General features: G+C 62.3%; 14 protein-coding genes. 8 read left to right on the forward strand and 6 right to left on the reverse strand.

Annotated features, from left to right (window positions below):
* The first annotated feature begins 155 nt into the window (after positions 1-155).
* The gene (locus KYT97_RS19860) at positions 156-1,778 is read left to right on the forward strand and encodes an ABC transporter substrate-binding protein (protein WP_033235349.1); all 1,623 of its coding nucleotides are present in this window, start codon (positions 156-158) and stop codon (positions 1,776-1,778) included.
* Between the two features lie 99 nt (positions 1,779-1,877).
* Here KYT97_RS19860 and KYT97_RS19865 read toward each other — a convergent pair whose 3' ends face one another.
* Positions 1,878-2,198, reverse strand: a complete 321-nt coding sequence (locus KYT97_RS19865) for a UBP-type zinc finger domain-containing protein (RefSeq protein WP_033235431.1) — start codon at positions 2,196-2,198, stop codon at positions 1,878-1,880.
* Between the two features lie 46 nt (positions 2,199-2,244).
* Here KYT97_RS19865 and KYT97_RS19870 point away from each other — a divergent pair, with 46 nt between their 5' ends.
* The 6 genes from KYT97_RS19870 to KYT97_RS19895 all read left to right on the forward strand — a co-directional run bounded on the left by KYT97_RS19870 (position 2,245) and on the right by KYT97_RS19895 (position 9,887).
* Positions 2,245-3,840 (forward strand): Na+/H+ antiporter, encoded by a 1,596-nt coding sequence (locus KYT97_RS19870; protein ID WP_095887565.1) that lies wholly within the window; start codon positions 2,245-2,247, stop codon positions 3,838-3,840.
* A 192-nt stretch (positions 3,841-4,032) separates the two neighbouring features.
* Positions 4,033-5,649 carry an ABC transporter substrate-binding protein gene (locus tag KYT97_RS19875; protein WP_219110508.1) on the forward strand — a complete coding sequence of 539 codons (1,617 nt, stop codon included), beginning with the start codon at positions 4,033-4,035 and terminating at the stop codon, positions 5,647-5,649.
* 111 nt (positions 5,650-5,760) lie between these two features.
* Positions 5,761-6,717, forward strand: a complete 957-nt coding sequence (locus KYT97_RS19880; protein ID WP_033235352.1) for an ABC transporter permease — start codon at positions 5,761-5,763, stop codon at positions 6,715-6,717.
* Positions 6,710-7,804, forward strand: a complete 1,095-nt coding sequence (locus KYT97_RS19885) for an ABC transporter permease (RefSeq protein WP_230590249.1) — start codon at positions 6,710-6,712, stop codon at positions 7,802-7,804. The genes KYT97_RS19880 and KYT97_RS19885 overlap by 8 nt, the downstream gene beginning before the upstream one ends.
* On the forward strand, positions 7,801-8,898 hold the full coding sequence (locus KYT97_RS19890; protein ID WP_033235354.1) for an ABC transporter ATP-binding protein: 1,098 nt from the start codon (positions 7,801-7,803) through the stop codon (positions 8,896-8,898). The genes KYT97_RS19885 and KYT97_RS19890 overlap by 4 nt, the downstream gene beginning before the upstream one ends.
* Complete coding sequence (locus KYT97_RS19895; RefSeq protein WP_033235355.1) at positions 8,898-9,887, forward strand: ABC transporter ATP-binding protein; 990 nt, start codon at positions 8,898-8,900, stop codon at positions 9,885-9,887. The genes KYT97_RS19890 and KYT97_RS19895 overlap by 1 nt, the downstream gene beginning before the upstream one ends.
* Positions 9,888-9,893: 6 nt before the next feature.
* On the opposite strand, the gene KYT97_RS19900 is transcribed toward KYT97_RS19895, so the two are convergent.
* Together KYT97_RS19900 and KYT97_RS19905 are read right to left on the reverse strand one after the other, a co-directional pair.
* Complete coding sequence (locus KYT97_RS19900; RefSeq protein ID WP_116104248.1) at positions 9,894-10,493, reverse strand: histidine phosphatase family protein; 600 nt, start codon at positions 10,491-10,493, stop codon at positions 9,894-9,896.
* The gene (locus KYT97_RS19905; protein ID WP_219110509.1) at positions 10,459-12,198 is read right to left on the reverse strand and encodes a glycoside hydrolase family 13 protein; all 1,740 of its coding nucleotides are present in this window, start codon (positions 12,196-12,198) and stop codon (positions 10,459-10,461) included. Before KYT97_RS19905 ends, KYT97_RS19900 begins: the two co-directional genes overlap by 35 nt.
* Before the next feature lie 200 nt (positions 12,199-12,398).
* On the opposite strand from KYT97_RS19905, the gene KYT97_RS19910 reads away from it, so the two are divergent.
* Positions 12,399-13,670, forward strand: a complete 1,272-nt coding sequence (locus KYT97_RS19910) for an HNH endonuclease signature motif containing protein (RefSeq protein ID WP_245005875.1) — start codon at positions 12,399-12,401, stop codon at positions 13,668-13,670.
* Here KYT97_RS19910 and KYT97_RS19915 read toward each other — a convergent pair.
* From KYT97_RS19915 to lysX, 3 genes are all read right to left on the reverse strand, one after another.
* A complete protein-coding gene (locus KYT97_RS19915; RefSeq protein WP_219110511.1) occupies positions 13,645-14,508 on the reverse strand; it encodes a PaaI family thioesterase in 864 nt (287 codons plus the stop codon). The two genes, KYT97_RS19910 and KYT97_RS19915, sit on opposite strands and share 26 nt — an antisense overlap.
* Positions 14,509-14,569: 61 nt before the next feature.
* The gene (locus tag KYT97_RS19920; protein ID WP_219110512.1) at positions 14,570-15,442 is read right to left on the reverse strand and encodes an alpha/beta fold hydrolase; all 873 of its coding nucleotides are present in this window, start codon (positions 15,440-15,442) and stop codon (positions 14,570-14,572) included.
* Positions 15,443-15,453: 11 nt separating this feature from the next.
* Complete coding sequence (lysX, locus tag KYT97_RS19925) at positions 15,454-18,810, reverse strand: bifunctional lysylphosphatidylglycerol synthetase/lysine--tRNA ligase LysX (RefSeq protein WP_172936948.1); 3,357 nt, start codon at positions 18,808-18,810, stop codon at positions 15,454-15,456.
* Positions 18,811-18,841: the final 31 nt, after the last annotated feature.

Genomic DNA, 18,841 nt, shown 5'->3' on the forward strand with positions numbered 1-18,841 from the left:
CTTTCTGGTAGCCCCCACTGCCAGAAAGGCGCACAGGCCATTGGCCTCGTACTTTCCACTGAGTGGGACTGAGAATTAATACTTGTGCCTTAGGTCACAAACTGTGACAGCTTCGCATCACATCACAGTTGAAGGTCCGATCTGGAGGTTCGTAAATGAGTCGCAGTTCTAGGCGCGGCAGTCGAAAGGTCGCAGCAGTCGCACTGGCTGTTTCCGCCGGTTTGTTCTTGGCTTCGTGTGCCGACAGTGGAGCGGACGGCGGCAGCGGCGACGCACCCGAGTCCGGCTCAGCTCTGACGATCGGTCCCGTCAACGCATCGACGAACGAGGGCGATCCGGTCAAGGGGGGAACGCTGACATTCAGTGGATACTCCGCGGTGACAAGTCTCGATCCCTCGAAGACACAGATTGCCGGCTCGGTGGCCGGCTCGGAGCTCGGGGCGATCTACGACACCCTGCTTCGTTACGATCCCACGTCGCAGAAGTTCGTTCCGAAGCTCGCCAACTCGATGTCGCCGAGTTCGGATTTCAAGACCTGGACGCTCAAGCTGCGCGATGGTGTGAAGTTCAGTGACGGCACGCAGGTCGACTCTGCGGCAGTGTCGTCGAGCCTGGCTCGATACGTCACCAACAAGGGACCGCAGTCCAGCCTGTACGCGTCGAAGGTCGCGTCGGTCGACACGCCGGACGCGTCGACGGTTGTCTTCAATCTCGTCGACCCGTGGACGGGTATCGAGTCGCTGCTCGCCACCGGCCCCGGAATGATCGTTGCGCCCAGCGCGCAGCAGGGTGATCAGTTCACGCCGATCGGCGCGGGTGCGTTCACACTCGAGAAGTTCGCTCCCAACGAGGAGCTGATTCTCGACGCTCGTGAGGATTACTTCGCGGGTGCCCCCAACGTGGACAAGTTGCGCATGATCAGCATCGTCGGTTCGCAGGCCACGAGCGAGTCGCTCAAGAGTGGCGGCGCAGATGCCGCCTACATGCGATCACTGCCGAACGTGCTCGACCTCATCGACTCCGGCTACCCGGGCTACGTCGACATCCCGTCGCTGTCGTACCTGTCACTGCTCAACACGGCTCCGGGTCGCCCGGGCGCCGACGTGCGCGTGCGTCAGGCACTGGCTCTGGCAACGGATCCCGTTGCACTCGACAACCGACTCAACGAAGGTAAGGGCCTACCGGGGCAGGTCATCTTCCAGGACAGCTCGCGCTGGCACAACGACGAGGCTCCGATCGGTGTCGACCCGGCCAAGGCCAAGCAGCTTCTCGACGAGGCCAAGGCTGACGGTTACGACGGCAAGATCACGTACCTGACAATGCAGGAGAATTCGGCTCAGGCGATGGCTCTCGCGCTGCAGTCGATGGCAAATGCCGTTGGTTTCGACTTCCAGATCGAGTACGTCAACTCGGTTGCCGACGTCGTCAAGCGTTTGTACGTCGACCGCGACTTCGACATGTCGACCGGCTCCGCCAACCTTCCGGAAGCCGATCCGTTCGAGCGTCTGTACTCGAACCTCAAGACCGGTGGACGTAACAACGCAACAAGCTTCTCCGACGCTCAGATGGACACGCTGCTCGACGAGTTGGGTGTCGCGACGTCCGATGACGCGAAGAAAGAGGTCCTGGCCAAGATCCAGGCACGCGCCACTGAGGTTGTGCCGTGGCAGATCCTCGGCAACACGCCGTGGCTTGGCGTGTGGGCCAAGAACGTTCACGGTGTCCAGCAGAGCATCGACGGAATCATGTTCTTCGACGAGGCGTGGAAGACCAACTGACGGAACGTGAATAACTGAGTACGGCAAAGCTGAAGCCGGAGATGCGCACTGCATCTCCGGCTTCGGTGTATTTCGGGGTGTCCAGGTATTTCGCGGTATCTAGTCCATCAGATCGTGGACATAGCACCAGCGCCAGGACTCGCCAGGTTCGTGGGACCGCATCACGGGGTGTCCGGTCTCGCGATAGTGATTGGTGGCGTGTTGGTGCGGGCTGGAGTCGCAACATCCGACGTGGCCGCAGGTGAGGCAGATTCGCAAGTGTGACCAGTTGTCCTCGCCCAGCTTGGCGCATTCTTGACAGACGCCGGGAGTTAAAGCGGCCGGGTCGGTTTCGGGCGTTTCAGCCAATTCTTCGCAACCGCTTGCCACCGGTTCGGGTGCCGGTGTGCGGGCGGCGACGCGCTTCAGGATTTTTTTCATCACCATCCATAGTGCACGGTGGCCGCCGATCCTGCATGCTGCCAGAGTGAACGGCATATTACTGGGGGTTGTAGTAGCGGCTTTGCTGGTCGCAGCGGTTGCGCGTCGATTCGGTTTGTCGTCGCCGTTGATACTGGTGGTCTTCGGGTTGATCGCGTGTCAGGTACCCGGCGTACCGGATCTCGAGCTCGATCCGGATCTTGTTCTGTTCGTGGTGTTACCACCGTTGCTGTACTCGGCGGCGTTGGACAGTTCATATCTGGCATTGCGATCGAATCTGCGTCCCATCGGGTTGCTCGCGGTGGGTCTGCCCCTCGCGACGACCGCAGCGGTCGGCTTGGTCGCGTATCTGATCGTGCCGGAGTTCTCGATTGCCGCGGCGTTGGTTCTCGGTGCGATTGTGGCGCCGCCGGATGCGGTGTCGGCGAGCGCAATCGGACGCAGGCTCGGACTGCCGCGTCGGATCATGACACTCCTGGGCGGTGAGAGCCTGCTCAACGACGCCACCGCCCTGACGGCCTACAAGGTTGCCTTGGCGGCGGCCGTTGGCACGGGTGCCACATTGGCGAGCGGGTTCGAGACGTTTGTGATCGCCGCTGTCGGCGGAACGGCGATCGGGCTTGCGGTGGGGTTCGTGATCTCCAAAGTGCGTGGCAAACTTCGCGATCCGGTGATGGAGAGTGCAATCGGCTTGGTGGTGCCGTTCTTCACCTACCTGGCTGCGGAAGAGATCCATGCGTCGGGCGTCATTGCCGTAGTGGTGGCCGGCCTTTTCCTGGGTCAGCGTTCCACTCGGGCCAGTTATGCGACACGCCTGCAGGATACGGCCGTGTGGAAGGCCGTCGACCTCATCCTCGAGTCGTTTGTGTTCCTGTTGATCGGACTTCAATTACCCAGTGTCGTGAGTGGATTGCAGGGGTACAGCACCTCGATTGTGGTGTGGGCGTCCATTGCGGTGCTCGCGACCGTTGTGGTTGTGCGGATTGCGTGGGTTTTTCCGGCCACGTACCTGCCGCGGTGGTTGTCGCCGCGGATCCGCGCGCGGGAACCGGACGTGTCGGTGCGGTCGGTATTTGTCGTGTCGTGGGCAGGAATGCGCGGAGTCGTGTCGCTGGCAGCGGCATTTGCCATTCCCTTGACAGTGAACAGTGGTGAGGAGTTCCCCGGGCGTTCGCTGATCTTGTTCCTGACATTTGTCGTCGTGGTCGGAACATTGCTCCTGCACGGTCTTTCGTTGCCGTGGGTTATCCGCACGCTCGGTGTTCAGGGGGAGGAAGCGCAGTCCGACGCGAGAGCGGAGGCGGCGGCGCAGGACAAGGCGGCGCGGGCAGCAGCAGCGCGGCTGGACGAGTTGGTTGCCGAGCAGGACGGAGGTGTGCCCGCGGTGCGGGATCGAGCGGCGGACATCCTGCGGACCTGGAATACGCACCGAGCCAATTCGGCGTGGGAGCGATTGGGGCGTAGCGACGACGATCTGGGGGAGAGCCCGTCGGCGGCATTCCGGGCTCTGCGTCTCGAGATGATCGACGCCGAGCGGACTGTGTTCATTGCCGAACGCGATGGCGGCCGCATCGATGACGAGGTCCTACGGAAGGTACTACGTGAGCTGGATCTGGAGGAAGCGACCTTGGATCGGGACTAGATCGGGACTAGACCGATAGGTCTCTTTGGTTTGGCGGAATGCGCAGGCCAGGGCGATTTAGATAACCGTTGAGGACCGCAACTTAACCAATTCCACTGAGCGGGACTCGTTCGAACCATTCTGTGCGTCGCATCACACACTGTTTCTTGTTCAACAAGAAGTCACAGTTTTTCCTGCCTTGGAGGCATCAGAATGAGTCGTAGTTCCCGCCGCGGGCATCGCAGATTAGCTGCGGTCACGCTGGCGATCACCGCAAGTATGTTCCTGGCGTCGTGCGCCGACAACGGGTCGAGCGGCGGCGGTGAATCTGTCGAGTCGGGTTCCGCGCTCAAGATCGGATTGGTCAACGAACAGGCTGATCCCGGCACCCCGACCACGGGTGGCACGCTGACGTTCAGCGGTTATTCCGCAGTGACATCGCTCGATCCGGCGAAGATCCAGGTTGCCGGCGCAACAGGTGGCAGTGAGCTCAGCGCGATCTACGACGTGCTGATGCGCTACGACCCCATCGAGAAGACGTTCGTTCCGCAGTTGGCGCAGTCCCTCGAGCCGAGCTCGGACAGCAAGACGTGGACGCTGAAGCTTCGTGACGGCGTCAAGTTCAGTGACGGAACATCTCTCGATTCCAAGGCAGTTGTCGACAGCATCAACCGCTACGTCAACAACAAGGCAGCGCAGTCGAGCCTGTGGGCAGCCAAGGTTGCCTCGATGGACACCCCGGACGCGTCGACGGTTGTCTTCAACCTCGTCGACCCGTGGACGGGTATCGAATCGATGCTCTCTACTGGTCCCGGCATGATCGTCGCTCCGGCTGCGCAGCAGGGTGATCAGTTCACGCCGATCGGCGCCGGCGCATTCACACTCGAGCGTTTTGCTCCCAACGAGGAGCTGTTGCTCGCTGCCCGTCCCGATTACTTCGGCGGCGCACCGAAGGTCGACAAGCTCAAGCTCATCAGCATCGTCGGAGCTCAGCCCACTGCCGAGGCTCTCAAGACCGGTGGCATCGACGCGGCGTACATGCGTACGCTCACTCCGATCCTCGATCTGATCGAGAACGGCAACCCGGGCTTCATCGACATCCCGTCGCTCGGCTACATCGCGAACGTCAACATGGCCGAAGGTCGCCCCGGTTCGGATCTTCGTGTGCGCCAGGCAATGGCAATGGCGATCGACCCCGAAACCCTCAACACCCGCGTCAACAACGGCAAGGGCCTTCCCGGACAGGTGATCTTCCAGGACACCTCCCGCTGGCACAACGACGTCGCTCCGACCGGTGTGGATGCGGCCAAGGCCAAGGAACTGCTCGATCAGGCCAAGGCAGACGGCTACGACGGCAAGGTCACTTTCCTCTCCATCCAGGAGCCGTCCGCACAGTCGACTGCGCTCGGCGTGCAGGCAATGCTCAACGCAGTCGGTTTCGACACGCAGATCGAGTACGTCACCGGCGCAGGCGATCTGGTCAAGCGGATGTACGTCGACCGTGACTACGACATGAGCACCGCAGCCGGCTCACTGTCCGAGGCAGACCCGTTCGAGCGTCTGTACACGGGCATCAAGTCCGGTGGCCGTAACAACGTCACCAACTACGCCGACGCCGAGATGGACGTCCTTCTCGATCAGCTCGGTGTTGCCACCAACGACGAGGACAAGAAGGCTGTTCTCGCCAAGATTCAGGAACGCGCCACCGAGACGGTGCCGTGGATCGTCTGGGGCAACGTCCCGACGCTGGACGTGTGGAACACGAACGTTCACGGCCTGAAGCAGAGCATCGACGGAATCATGCTGTTCGACAGCGTTTGGAAGTCCTGACTCGACCTACACGTGTCCGGCCCTCGCGGGGCCGGACACGTTAACCGAGACGAATGAGATACGAGGAATTGCTGTGAATTGCGAGTTGGCTGCCCGAAGGAGACGAAATCTATGAACATCGGCGCAATCGGTAAGAAGTTGGGCCAGCTCGTCATTGTGCTCCTCATCGTCAGTTTCGGAACCTTCGTGCTGGCGTCGTTGATCCCCGGTGACCCGGCGGTCGCGGTATTGGGTGAGGGTCGTACCCCCGCCGAATACGAGGAAATGCGCCAGCAGCTCGGACTCAACGATCCACTCCTGGTTCGTTATTGGGACTGGTTGACGAGCGCCCTTACCGGTGATCTCGGTACCTCGCTGGTCCCGCCGCAGCAGGAAGTTCTCTCCGCAATCGGCTCGGCTCTCCCGGTCAGCGTTCAGCTTGCAGTGATGGGTCTTGTCATCGCTCTTGTTGTCGCCGTTCCGCTCGCACTGTGGTCGGCACATCACGAGGGTGGCGTCATCGACCGCGTCATCAGCGCCGCAACGTTCGGTGTTCTCTCGATTCCGAGCTTCCTGGCCGGTTTGCTCCTCATCATGGTGACGGTGAACTGGTTGGGTTGGTTCCCCCGCTCGCAGTGGGTGCGAATCGGGGACAGCATCTCCGGAAACCTATCGCACGCAATACTTCCCGCAATCACCATCAGTCTGCTCGAGATGGCGATGTTCACCCGCGTTCTGCGCAGCGACCTCGTGACCACCTTGCGTGAGGATTACATCCTCGCTTCGAAGGCCAAGGGCATGCCCACGCTGCGCGTCCTGTTCAGTGACGCCTTGCGGCCGTCGTCGTTCTCGCTCATCACCATGATGGGTCTGGCACTCGGCGGCATGATCGGCAGCACCGTCATCGTCGAGACACTGTTCTCGCTGCCCGGTATGGGCACACTCATCGTTCGGGCTGCACAACAAGGCGATTCGCCGATGCTGTTGGGTGCGGTGGTCGTGATTGCCGTCATCTACGTGGTCGTCAACAGTGCGATCGACGTTCTGTACACCTATCTTGACCCGAGGAGTCGTCGTGTCCATGTCTGAAGTGACGCCCGACGGAGCGGCCCCCGCGCCGGCCCCGTCCGAGGTGATGACATATCGGCAGCAGACCGTCCTGCTTGCGCCCGGTCCGATAGAAACGCTGGAGAAGCCGAAGAATCTGGTCCTGATCGGCACGATCCTGACCGTCGTCGGTATCGCTCTGCTCGGCACCGCCCTCTTCGGGTCCGGCATCATGATGATCGTTCGTATCGTCATCGGCCTGGCCTCGCTCGTGTTCCTGTTCAAGGGACTGGGGAAGATCGGTATCGCCAGGTGGGGAAGCCAATTCGACCTGTCGTACTGGCTGGCCTGCATCTGGCTCGTAGCGCTGGTTGTTGCGGCCATCGTCGCGCCGCTCCTGCCGCTCGGTGAATACAAGGACACGGTCAAGACTTTGGCCGAGCCCGGCTTTGCACCTCCGAGCCTGCTCTCGGAGCATCCGCTCGGTACCAACAACTTCGGTCTCGATCTCCTGGCCCGCGCGCTGTACGGAGCGCGTGCCTCGCTCACCGTCGCAATCTGCGCGGTGCTCATCGGCATCGTCATCGGCGGCACGATCGGCGTCATGGCCGGGTACTTCCGCGGCAAGATCGACGCGGTAGTCGGGATCCTCACCAACTCGCTGCTCGCAATTCCGTCCCTGGTTCTGCTGATCGCGCTGGCTGCTGTCCTTACGTCGAACCTGCGCAACATCACGCTCGCACTGTCGATTCTCTGCATTCCCAGCATGGTTCGAATAGCAAGAGCGAATACGATAGTGGTCGCCCAACGTGAGTTCGTGCTCGCTGCCCGGGCAATGGGTGCCACCAAATGGAGAGTCATCTGGCGAGAACTGGTACCCAACGTTCTGGTTCCCGTTGCAGCACTCGGCCTCGTCGCCGTGTCCGGCCTGATCGTCGCCGAAGCATCGCTCAGCTTCCTCGGGCTCGGTATCGCTCAGCCGGATCCGACGTGGGGCAACATGATCGCGGAAGGCCAGGGCGGCATCGTGGAGAAGCACCCGTTCATCGTCCTGGTGCCCGGCGTATTCCTCTTCCTGACGGTGTTCTCGTTCAACCTCATCGGTGAGAAGTATCGGAGCAAGCTGTGACCACTTCAGTGACAAATGGCGTACCGCTGCTGCAAGCGGACAACATCCGAACCGTATTTGCGACTCCCCGAGGCAAACTGCGGGCCGTCGACGGTGTGTCGATCCACGTTTCCGAGGGTGAGACTCTTGGCATCGTCGGTGAGTCGGGTTCCGGCAAGTCGGTTCTCGGCCGCACCATCATGGGTCTGCTGGAGAAGGGTCCGGCACTCGACATCACCGGAACGGTCACGTTTGCCGGCCGCGACATGTCGACGATGAAAAAGTCGGAGATGAAGCACTTCTGGGGCCCGGAGATCGCCATGGTCTTCCAGGATCCGATGACGTCGCTCAACCCGTTCAAGCGAATCGGCACGCACATCACCGAATCCTTGAAGTTCCATCTCGGACTCAAGAAGGACGCGGCCCGTGACCGCGCCGCTGAACTCCTGTCGATGGTGGGAATTCCGGAGCCCAAGCGCCGCCTCGACCAGTACCCCCACGAGCTGTCCGGTGGTATGCGCCAGCGAGTTGTCATCGCAATGGCTTTGGCCTGCGAGCCGAAGCTGCTGATCGCGGACGAGCCGACGACGGCTCTCGACGTGACGGTGCAGAAGCAGATCCTGGACCTGCTCGCCTCGCTCAACGACAAGCTCAACATGGCCGTGATTCTCATCAGTCACGACCTGGGCGTGGTGTCGGGACGTTCCGATCGTGTCGCCGTCATGTACGCCGGTTCCGTCGTGGAAACATCGGCGACGGAAGAGCTTTTCTCGCGTCCACGGCATCCGTACACCGAAGCGCTGATGGCCGCGATTCCGCGACTCGAATCGCCGACGCACACGGTGCTGCAAACCATTCCGGGTGGACTGCCGGACATGACAAAGCCGATGACCGGTTGCCGCTTTGCAGCACGCTGCAAGTACGCGCAGGACGACTGCCTGACCGGGGACCCGGCACTCGCGCTCGGCGGACCGGGCGACAACACGTCCGACGGCCACTCGTTTGCGTGCCATTTCCCCGTCGACACCCCTGAGGGCACAGCGGCATTGGTAGCCAACGAGAAGGCCGGCAAGACCGCAGCGGGCCTCTCGCTCGCAGTGAAGGAGATGGTCTGATGACTGCAGCAACCGATACCAAGAAGCCGGTAAAGCTCGACGACGCATTGACGGTCGAAGATCTGGTTGTCGAGTTCAATGTCGGCAAGGGACAGACAGTTCACGCCGTCTCGGGAATCAGCTTCACCGTCGCTGCGGGTGAAACCCTCGGCGTGGTGGGCGAATCCGGTTGCGGTAAATCGACCGCCGGGCGAGCCATCATGCAGTTGCCCTCGCCGACATCGGGGTCCATCCGGCTCGGTGACGTGGAGATGACGGAGCTGGGCTCGGAAGAGTTGCGTCGCAGCCGTACTCAGCTGCAGATGATCTTCCAGGATCCGATTTCCTCGCTCAACCCGCGCCGCAAGGTCAAGGCGCTCGTGACCGAAGGACCGTCGATCTGGGGTGGTGAGGACAAGGCTGCAATCGAGGCCCGCGCCCGCGCCGTCCTCGCCGAGGTCGGCCTCGACCCCGACGTGGTCTGGGATCGCACCCCTCGCGAATTGTCGGGCGGTCAGTGCCAACGTGTCTGCATCGCAAGAGCTTTGATGCTCGATCCCAAGGTGCTGATCTGCGACGAACCCGTCTCCAGTCTCGACGTCTCGGTGCAGGCACAGATCCTCAACTTGCTCGAGGATGCCAAGCGGCGGCACGGGCTGTCACTGCTCTTCATCGCGCACAACATGGCCGTTGTGAAGAACATCAGCGACCGCGTGATGATCATGTACTTGGGCCGCGTCTGCGAAATCGTTCCCGCAGAAGACATGCAGAACCGTGCGCTGCATCCGTACACGCAGTTGCTGCTGTCTTCGATCCCCGATCCCGACGCAACGGTGACTGCGGCGCAGAACGTCGACCAGAAGGTCGTGGAGCTTCCGTCGCCGCTGAACCCGCCGAGCGGCTGCCGGTTCCGCACCCGGTGCCCTCTCGCCACGGATCGCTGCGCCGAGGAAGTTCCGGAGCTACGACTCGTAGACGGCGGACACCAGGTGGCGTGCCACAACGTGTGAGTTGAGCTAGACGCGCAACATGTTTCGAACGTGACCTGTTTCGTTGACCGACGCAACCCGTCGATTGCCGTTGCGGGACACGAGAATGCGAGTGACGGAGACATACTCGATCGGGAACGTCAGCGGACGCTCCAGGCCGAGTAGCTCCTGGAGAACGATATTGACGACGCCGCCGTGGCAGAACACCGCCACGGTGGCGTCGTTGTCCGTTGACGCCACGATGTCGTCGATCGCTCCGAGGACACGAGTGCGGAATGCGTCGGCGTCGATCGATTCGGGTAGCCAACCGGCTTTGATGCGCTCGTAGGTCTGTGGTGCTCGCTCCAAGACCTGGTGCATCGGAATGTAGTGGGATTGCTCGGCGTCGTACTCGGCCAGACCCGCAAGCACGGTGACCGGGAGTCCTAGAACTTTCGATACGGGAGCCGCGGTTTCCAGAGCGCGCTTTTGTGGGCTGCTGAACAGCCCCGTGATCCGGTACGGGGCCAACGCCGCAGGCAGTCGGTGTGCCTGGGCGTGGCCCTCGTCTGTCAGCGCGGGATCAGCACGACCCTCGGTGACCTCTGCCAGTTCAGGGAGCGCGTGTCGGATCAGGAGTAGTTGCACACGGGACACCTTGCCAGACGGCCGTGTCGGCGGGGATCGTGCCGTTGCCGGGTAGTGGACCACTGGCAAGCAGAACGTCACCGTCGGGAAGCGCAATTGGCTCGGAAGACGTGTTGACGACGCAGCGCAGCGCACTGCCGCGCCGGAAGTCCAGCACCTGATCGTTGTCGTCGCTCATCCAGGTCAGCGGTTCGGTGGCCAGCGCCGACAGGCTGCGGCGCAGGGACAGCGCGCTGCGGTAGAGCTCGAGAGTGGAGTCGGCCTTGCCCGTCTGGAACTCGACGGTGCGCTCACCCCAACCCTGCGGCTGTGGCAGCCAGGGCGCCTGGTTGGCGTTCGGGGGGCTGAAGCCGTACGGGGCGGTGTCGCCCGACCACGGCAGCGGAACACGGCAGCCGTCGCGGCCACGCTCGCGGTGCCCGGTCCGTTCCCAGATCGGATCCTGCAACTGATCGTCCGGGATGTCCTCCACCTCGGCCAGGCCGAGTTCTTCGCCCTGATAGATGTAAACCCCGCCTGGGAGTGCAAGCATCAGCATCGCCGCGGCGCGCGCCCGGCGCTCGCCGAGTTCGAAGTCGCCGGGGATGTCGCGGATCTGGCTGAGGAACCAGGTGCGCGAATCTGTCTGCGGCCTCGCATATTTGGAAAGATGACGGACGCCGTCATGGTTGGACAGTACCCAGGTGGGAGATGCATTCACCGCAGCATGCGACGTGATCGTTGTGTCGATGACGCTGCGCAGCGTCGCTCCGTTCCACGGCGCGAGCAGGAAGTTGAAGTTGAAGGCGCTGTGGAGTTCGTCAGGGCGCAGGTAACGGGTGAGGCGTGCGGGGTTGCCCACCCAGGCTTCGGCGACAAATACGCGCGGCGGATCGTAACTGTCGGCCACCGCTCGCCAGGAACGGTAGATGTCGTGGACTTCGTCGCGGTCGAAGTGCGGATGCTCCACCGGTTCGGAACCGTCGGCCGGGACCGGCGTGGGGTATGTGAGCCCGTTCAGGTCGGGCAGATCCGCGTCCTTGCACAGTGACTGGGCGACGTCGATGCGGAATCCGTCGACACCACGGTCGAACCAGAACCGCAACGTCGTCTCGAAGTCGCCGCGGATATCCGCGTTGCGCCAGTTCACATCCGGCTGTCCGGGTGTGAAGAGGTGTAGGTACCACTCACCTGGATTGCCGTCCGAATCCTTGACGCGCGTCCACGCGGGACCGCCGAAGGAGCTGACCCAGTCGTTAGGTGCCTCGTCACCTGCCGCACCTTTGCCCGGGCGGAAGTGGAATCGGTCGCGCTCGGCTGATCCGGGCTGCGCGAGCAGGGCTTCCTGGAACCACGGATGCGCCTCGGAGACGTGGTTGGGCACCAGGTCGAGGATGACGCGCATCCCGAGATCATGGGCTTCGGCGATCATGGCCTCGGCCTGTTCCATCGTGCCGAATGACGGTTCGATGCTGCGGTAGTCGGAGATGTCGTAGCCCGCATCCTCCATCGGCGACGGGTACCACGGGTTGACCCAGATGGCATCGACGCCCAACTCTGCCAGATAGCTCAAGCGATTTCGGATTCCGGCGATGTCGCCGACGCCGTCACCATTGCCGTCGGCAAAGCTGCGGATGTACACCTGGTAGATCGCGGCGCTGCGCCACCATTCGTTGTCGCGGAAGGTGTTGTCGGGCAGGGTGAGATTCGGGGATTCGTGGGGCACCCTTCCGTTCTAACAGGTTGAGTGCGGCCAAATTTCGGCAGTCTTGTTGAGTGAGAAGTTCGAGGTTTCGAGGTCGAGACGTCCCCGCGGGGACGTTTTCGGCAAACCTGTCGGTACCCGCGTCTACTGTCGACGCACATTCGTAACGGTGGGGGGACATCATGACGAAAACAGACAGAGGCGTGACCAGGGATAGTGGCGTGACCAGGGATAGTGCCGCGACAACAGATCGGGATACAGCCGACCGGCTCGGTACCGAAATCTGCGCACTTGCCGGACATATTGCGGCAGCTACCGCCAGATTTCTGACTTTGGTGGCGCGATTCGACGAGACTCGCGGCTGGACGGGGCCTGGCCTGCATTCGTGCGCCCATTGGCTGTCCTGGAAGTGTGGGCTCAGCCAGCATACCGGGCGCGAATATGTCCGGGTTGCAAAAGCTCTCACCACGCTGCCGAACATGCGTGCTGCGTTTGAAGAAGGTCGCTTGTCCTATTCCAAAGTCCGATCTTTGACTCGTGTCGCCACGCCGCTCAACGACAAACAGATGGTGCGCCTCGGCACGAGTGCTCCGTCCGGCCAGATCGACCGTCTTGTTGCCGGCTTACGTAAGGCAACGAGCGATGATCAGGGCAAGCCGAAGCTGGACCGGTTCGAAACCCGGTGGCACTGGGATCCGGATACTGGCGACTTCGTTTTCCGGGGACGCCTCGCAGCGCAAGACGGTGCAAAGGTATTGGCGGCGTTGACAAATGCGGAACGAGATCGCACGCGCACCACTGAAGCAGCTGGGGAACCTGAAGAACCACAAGAACCACAGGCTGCCAATACGGTGCGGCGCCCACTGCGCGACATCGGTCCGGCACTGGTCGCGATGGCTGACATCGTCGCGGTAGCAACGGATGCGGGTAAGCATAGCCGCTCAGCCGAAGTGGTGTTTTTACGCGAGGAGAAGGTTGTACGCGTGTCCGGTGGGCCCGCGCTCGAGGACGCTGACGCCGACGAAGCGCTGTGCGACGCACGGGTGCGGGCCGCAACCACCAAGCAGGGGTGCATGCTCAGCCTGGGTCGGCGTACCCGCATTACCAGTGCAAAGCAGATGACTGCGCTCATGTACCGCGACGGGTGTTGCCGCACACCAGGATGCGGACGCACGCGCTTCCTACACGCTCATCACGTTCGATTCTGGCGTGCTGGTGGGAAGACGGATCTCGACAACCTGATCATGTTGTGCGGCACGTGCCATCGAGCGTTGCACCGCGATGAGTTCATGATTACTGCGATTGGAGAGCAACAATTCGAGTTCCGGCTTCGTGGCGGTTCGGTGATGGAACCGGCGCCGCCGTCAGTGGGTTTCGCGGATCGGTTGCTCAGCGGTGAGATCGCTGACGATGCGATAGTGCCCGACTGGGGCGGCGACGCTCTCCGCCTGAATCACGCAGTCAGCGTCATTCTGGACGGTTGGGCTGCGTAAGACGGTTGGGCTCGTGGAGAGTCACCGTTGCCAATGCGAGCAGTCGATCGTCAGCACTGGCGTCGACTAACTGGATGCGCAGCACTGCGTGATCAGCGGCGTCGCGGATCACGGTGCCGTAGGACCGCGCTGGTCCGGTGCGGACTTGCGACAGGTAGTGCATCTGCATGTCTGTTGCAACCAGTTCGGGCCGCATGGCCTGGGCCGCCGACTCTACGAGCAGGGCCTGCGCGCCGCCCATGATCGTGCCGATCTGATTGACCACAAACGGAGTGAGTTCGAGTTCGAGCACGCCGGCCGAAGCATCGATGACCCGCATTCCCAATCGGGAGTAGATCGTTCCCTCGACCGCTTGGGTCGGATGCTCCCTGAGTGTGCCGATCCACTGGTCCGGGGTGTACGAATCCGCGTCCCCCGCAGCCGAACGAGGAATGCGGGCAAAGGTGACGAGTCCGCGAGCTGCGAGGGTGGGACCGCTGCCCGAGTCGATCGCGTCGGCCAGCTCACGGAGGTCGGTGAGGCCATGGCCGTCGTAGACATCGGCGGAGACGATGATCGTCTTCTTGCCGATGCGCACGAGGTTACTGTCGACAACGATCGGCCCCTCGGTGAGCGGACCGGCCGAATGAAGTGAGAGATCTTGGGTTGCAGTCCAATCGGGCCGACAGGCCACCAATGCCGGGTCGGAGGTCACATAATCCGCCACGGTGACCAGGACTCCCAGGGAAGCCTGGCCCCCGTGTGACCGCAGTTTGTCGGTGAGATCGGCGCGCATCAGCGAGCGCTCCGGCGTCGGCTGGAACGAGGCCAGCCCGAAGTCGGAGGTGAAGGTTTTCATGCTTGCAAGCACCTGTGGCGACGAGCCGTTCGCGAGGACCATGAAAATGAGAATATCATTCTCATGTGACGGATCGGATCAGCTCCGCCAGTTTTTCGGGCTGATCGATCATCGCGTGATGGTGGGCGGGACGCAGGACGTGGAAGCGCCCGCCCAGGTATGTTGCGAGCCGCTGTTGTTTGGCCATCCAGGACACCGACCACGGGGTCGAGTGGCCGGTGTGGGCGGCTACGACGCTGATGCCGATGTCCGGCAGTCGGTGATCCTCGGACTCGCGTAACTTGTTGAGCTCCATCGCCATATCGGTGTAGGCGACGTATTCGATCATGGCGGCTTCTAGATAGTGCGGTTCGCGGTAGATGTGCCCAACCCATTCGGCCATTGTGTGGGAGGGGCCTGTCGGGGGCACGGATTGGTTGAGAATCTTTCGGGTGGTGGTGCCTAGAAGTCGTTGCAGCCCAGCGGTACTGGCGGTTGTAGCGGCCAGGTGTGAGGCCGTGAGCAGGAGGTTGCGCGGGACGAGCCGCTTCGGATTTTTCTCGGCGCTCGAATCGAGGAGCAGGATGCCCGCTGCTCGCTCGGGAAACAGCCTCGCAAAACCCTCGGCATAGAAACCGGCTATCGAATGACCCACTGCCACAGCTGGTTCAGTGATTCCCACGGCATCGAGAACGTCGGCGATACGCTGCGCTTCGCCGCGAACGCTTGGGATTTGGGCCGAAGGCTCGCTGAGTCCGAAGCCGGGCCGATCGAACCGGACTACGGTGTGGTCGAGACTGAGGTTGCGCGCGCAGTCGTCCCAGTCGAACCAGTTGCCGGCCAGTCCGCCGGAGAGGACGACGGCAGGTCCGTCGCCCTCTACGAGCACATGCAGGCTGTCCCCGCCGACCGTCATCAACTCGCCCGGTGGTTTCACGTGGAACAGTCCCGGCATCAGTGCCTCGATTACTGGCGTGGTTTCGCGAGGGGGAACGCCAAGGTTTCGCGGATGCTGCCGCCGGTGATCAGCATGACAACACGGTCGACACCCATTCCGAGTCCACCCGTCGGCGGCATTGCGTGCTCGAGCGCTTGGAGGAATTCCTCATCCAACTCCATGGCCTCCGGGTCTCCGCCGGCCGCGAGCATCGACTGCTCGGTGAGGCGATTGCGCTGATCAACCGGGTCCGTCAGCTCGCTGTATGCCGTGCCGAGTTCCACTCCCCACGCCACCAGGTCCCACTTCTCGGCGACACCGGGAATGCTGCGGTGCGGACGGGTGAGTGGCGACATCGAGGTGGGGAAATTGGTGTAGAACGTCGGGAACTCGGTGAAATCCTCGACCAGGTGCTCATACATTTCCTGTGCCACGGCGCCCGCGTCCCAGTTGGATTGATACGGGATTTCGTTGTCGTCGCACAGTTTTTGCAGCTTTTCGAGGCTTGTCTCGGGAGAAACATCGACGCCGAGTTTTTCGGCAACTGCCCCGTGCATCGTCTTGACGGGCCACTCGCCGGAGATGTCGACCTCGACCAGTTCGCCGTCGGCTCCTGGCCGCATGATGATCTCGCGCCCGAAAGCCGCCACAGCCGCAGCTTGGATGAGCTCGCGGCACATCCGCATCATGCCCTCGTAGTCGCTGTGCGCTTCGTACGCCTCGAGGATCGTGAATTCGGGGTTGTGTTTGAAGTCGACACCTTCGTTGCGGAACACGCGACCGATCTCGAACACCTTCTCCATACCGGCGACGCACAACCGCTTCAGGTACAGCTCGGGCGCGATGCGCAGGTACAGATCGAGGTTGTACGCGTTGATGTGCGTCAGGAACGGTGCGGCGTTGGCGCCGCCGTGAACCTGCTGCAGGATCGGCGTCTCCACTTCGAGGAACCCACGGTTGCCGAGTGAATCACGCAGCGACTTGACGACGGCACTTCTGGCTTCGAGTAGGTCGCGGGCCTTCGGGTTGAGGGCGATGTCGAGGTACCGCTGACGAACGCGAGTTTCGGGATCCGACAGGCCCTTCCACTTGTCCGGCAACGGATGCAGGCACTTGCCGTTCATGCGCCATTCGAGCGCGATCAGCGACAGTTCACCCTTACGGCTGCGACCAATGGTTCCACTGACCTCGATCAGGTCGCCGAGATCGAATTCGGCAGCGAACTCCGTCAACTTCTCGCGCCCGACGTGATCCTGGTCCACCAATACCTGAATGTCGCCGGACCAGTCGCGCACGTCGGCGAATGCAACACCGCCGTAGTCGCGGACCCGCAGGATTCGTCCGGCAATGCGTACGCGGGTGCCTTCCGGTGACTGTGCTGCCGCGGCGATCGTGTGAGTCGGAGGGTAGGCGACGGGATATGCGCTGATGCCTTCGCCCTCGAGCGTCGCCAGTTTGTTCATTCGCACGCGAACCTGCTCGGGTCGCCGCGGTCCCGGTGCTGCCATCGCCGGTGCGGAGTCCGGCAGGCTGCCGTCGGCGTGAATGCCTTCGGCGGTGACCAGTGCAGCAGGCAGCGTTTCGTGAATTCCGGTGTGCTTGGTGGCCTTGCTCGATCTGCGACTGAAGGTGGGGAGAACAACAAAACCCTCGGCGATCGCCGACGCGAATCCGACGCGTGGGAGTTCGCGATTGTCCTCGAAGCACAAAAAGCGTGGTTCCCAGTCCGGCTGATACTTCACGTTGGAGCGGTACAGAGCCTCGAGTTGCCACCAACGGGAGAAGAAGACCAACACCGATCGCCAGATACGCAGGATCGGTCCGGCGCCGATGCGCGAGCCCTCCTCGAACACGGAGCGGAACACTGCGAAATTGAGTGAGACCCGAACGATGCCGAATTCGTCGGAGCGCGTGGCAAGCTCGGAGACCATCAACTCGACAACACCGTTGGGTGCCGTCGGCTTACGACGCATCAGGTCGAGGGAGACTCCGTTTGCCCCCCACGGGACGAGCGACAGCATGCCGACGACGGACTCGTCGTCGGTACCTTCGTCCATCACGGCTTCGACGAGGAGGCAGTCGCCGTCGAGTGGATCGCCTAGTCGTCCGAGTGCCATGGAGAAGCCACGTTCGGTTTCGGTGTCGCGCCAGTCGTCGGCGCGAACGATGGCGGCGGACATGTCGACCGGGGGCACGTCGCGGTGGCGTCGCATCCGGACGGTCACGCCGCCGCGTCGTACGCGAGTGACTGCCTGTCGAACGGGGCGCATGTCGCGTCCGTTGAGATTGAATTCGCGGGTACGCAGGATGGCCTCGTCGCCGAGCTGCAGGACGTTGAGTCCGGCCCGCTTGTAGGCGGTTGCACCGGTTTCGCTGGCACCCATGACGGCTGTTGCCCAGCCGTACTTCGAGGCCAGATCCTGCCACGCTTCGATGGCGTGCGGCCAGGCTTCGGGGTCGCCGATCGGATCGCCGCTGGCCAGGCAGACGCCGATCTCGACGCGATAGGTGACCGCGGCTTTGCCGCTCGGAGCGAAGATCGCGGCTTTGTCGCGTCGGGTGGCGAAATAGGCGAGGGAATCGTCGGCGCCAAAACCTTGGATGAGCCCGCGGATCGCCGACTCGTCGTTGCCGGTGAGTGCGTTGTTGGAACGTTGGGCGCGGAAGAGCGTGATGACGGCAGCGAGGAGTGCGATAGCACCGAGGAGACCGAGGATCGTGTTCACGAAGGCATGCGGATGACCGTCGAAGACTTCGTTGTCGACCGCCGCTGCAGCGGTGACACGGTTGAGCGCCCACGCAAAACGCTGATCTTCCGGAAGTGTGCCTGGGAAGAGTTCGACCAGTCCCCAGCCCAACAGGGTGGCGATCGCCAAACCGCCGATCAGTACGCCGAGAGCTTTCCAGCCGGCTCCGCGTCGTACGCGGGTGTAGAACTCGGGACGGGCCGCGATCAGAATTCCGATGACGACCAGCAGTACGACAGCAGCTACGGCATTATTCGGATTTTTGTCGGTGAACGTGAACAAGATGTTGCTCAGGGCGATCACGGAGAGATAGACCGTCAACAGCCACCACGCGATGCGCTTGCGGCTGGCTAGTGCGGCAGCAAGAAGACCGACGACGAGCGCCCACGACAAGCTCGTATCCGGTGCGTCGAAGTAGTAGTTGTCGATGTATTCGCGTGGGACCCGGACGATATGACGCAGCGTCGGCGACAGGCTCCACAAGAAGACGAGGACGGAGAAGACTCCGAGGATCAAGCCCGAGATATGCGGGACCTGGCTCAGCCGCCCCGACTGGAAGCGGCGTGCCTTTCGCGGATTCTCCGGCGGAGTTTCAACCAACTCCGCGGTTGTATCCGTTATCTCGCTGATAGGTGCCATCGAGCGTCCTCCCATACCGGTCGATCAGTCT

Source organism: Rhodococcus globerulus, from assembly GCF_019334125.1.
GTDB lineage: Bacteria > Actinomycetota > Actinomycetes > Mycobacteriales > Mycobacteriaceae > Rhodococcus_F > Rhodococcus_F globerula.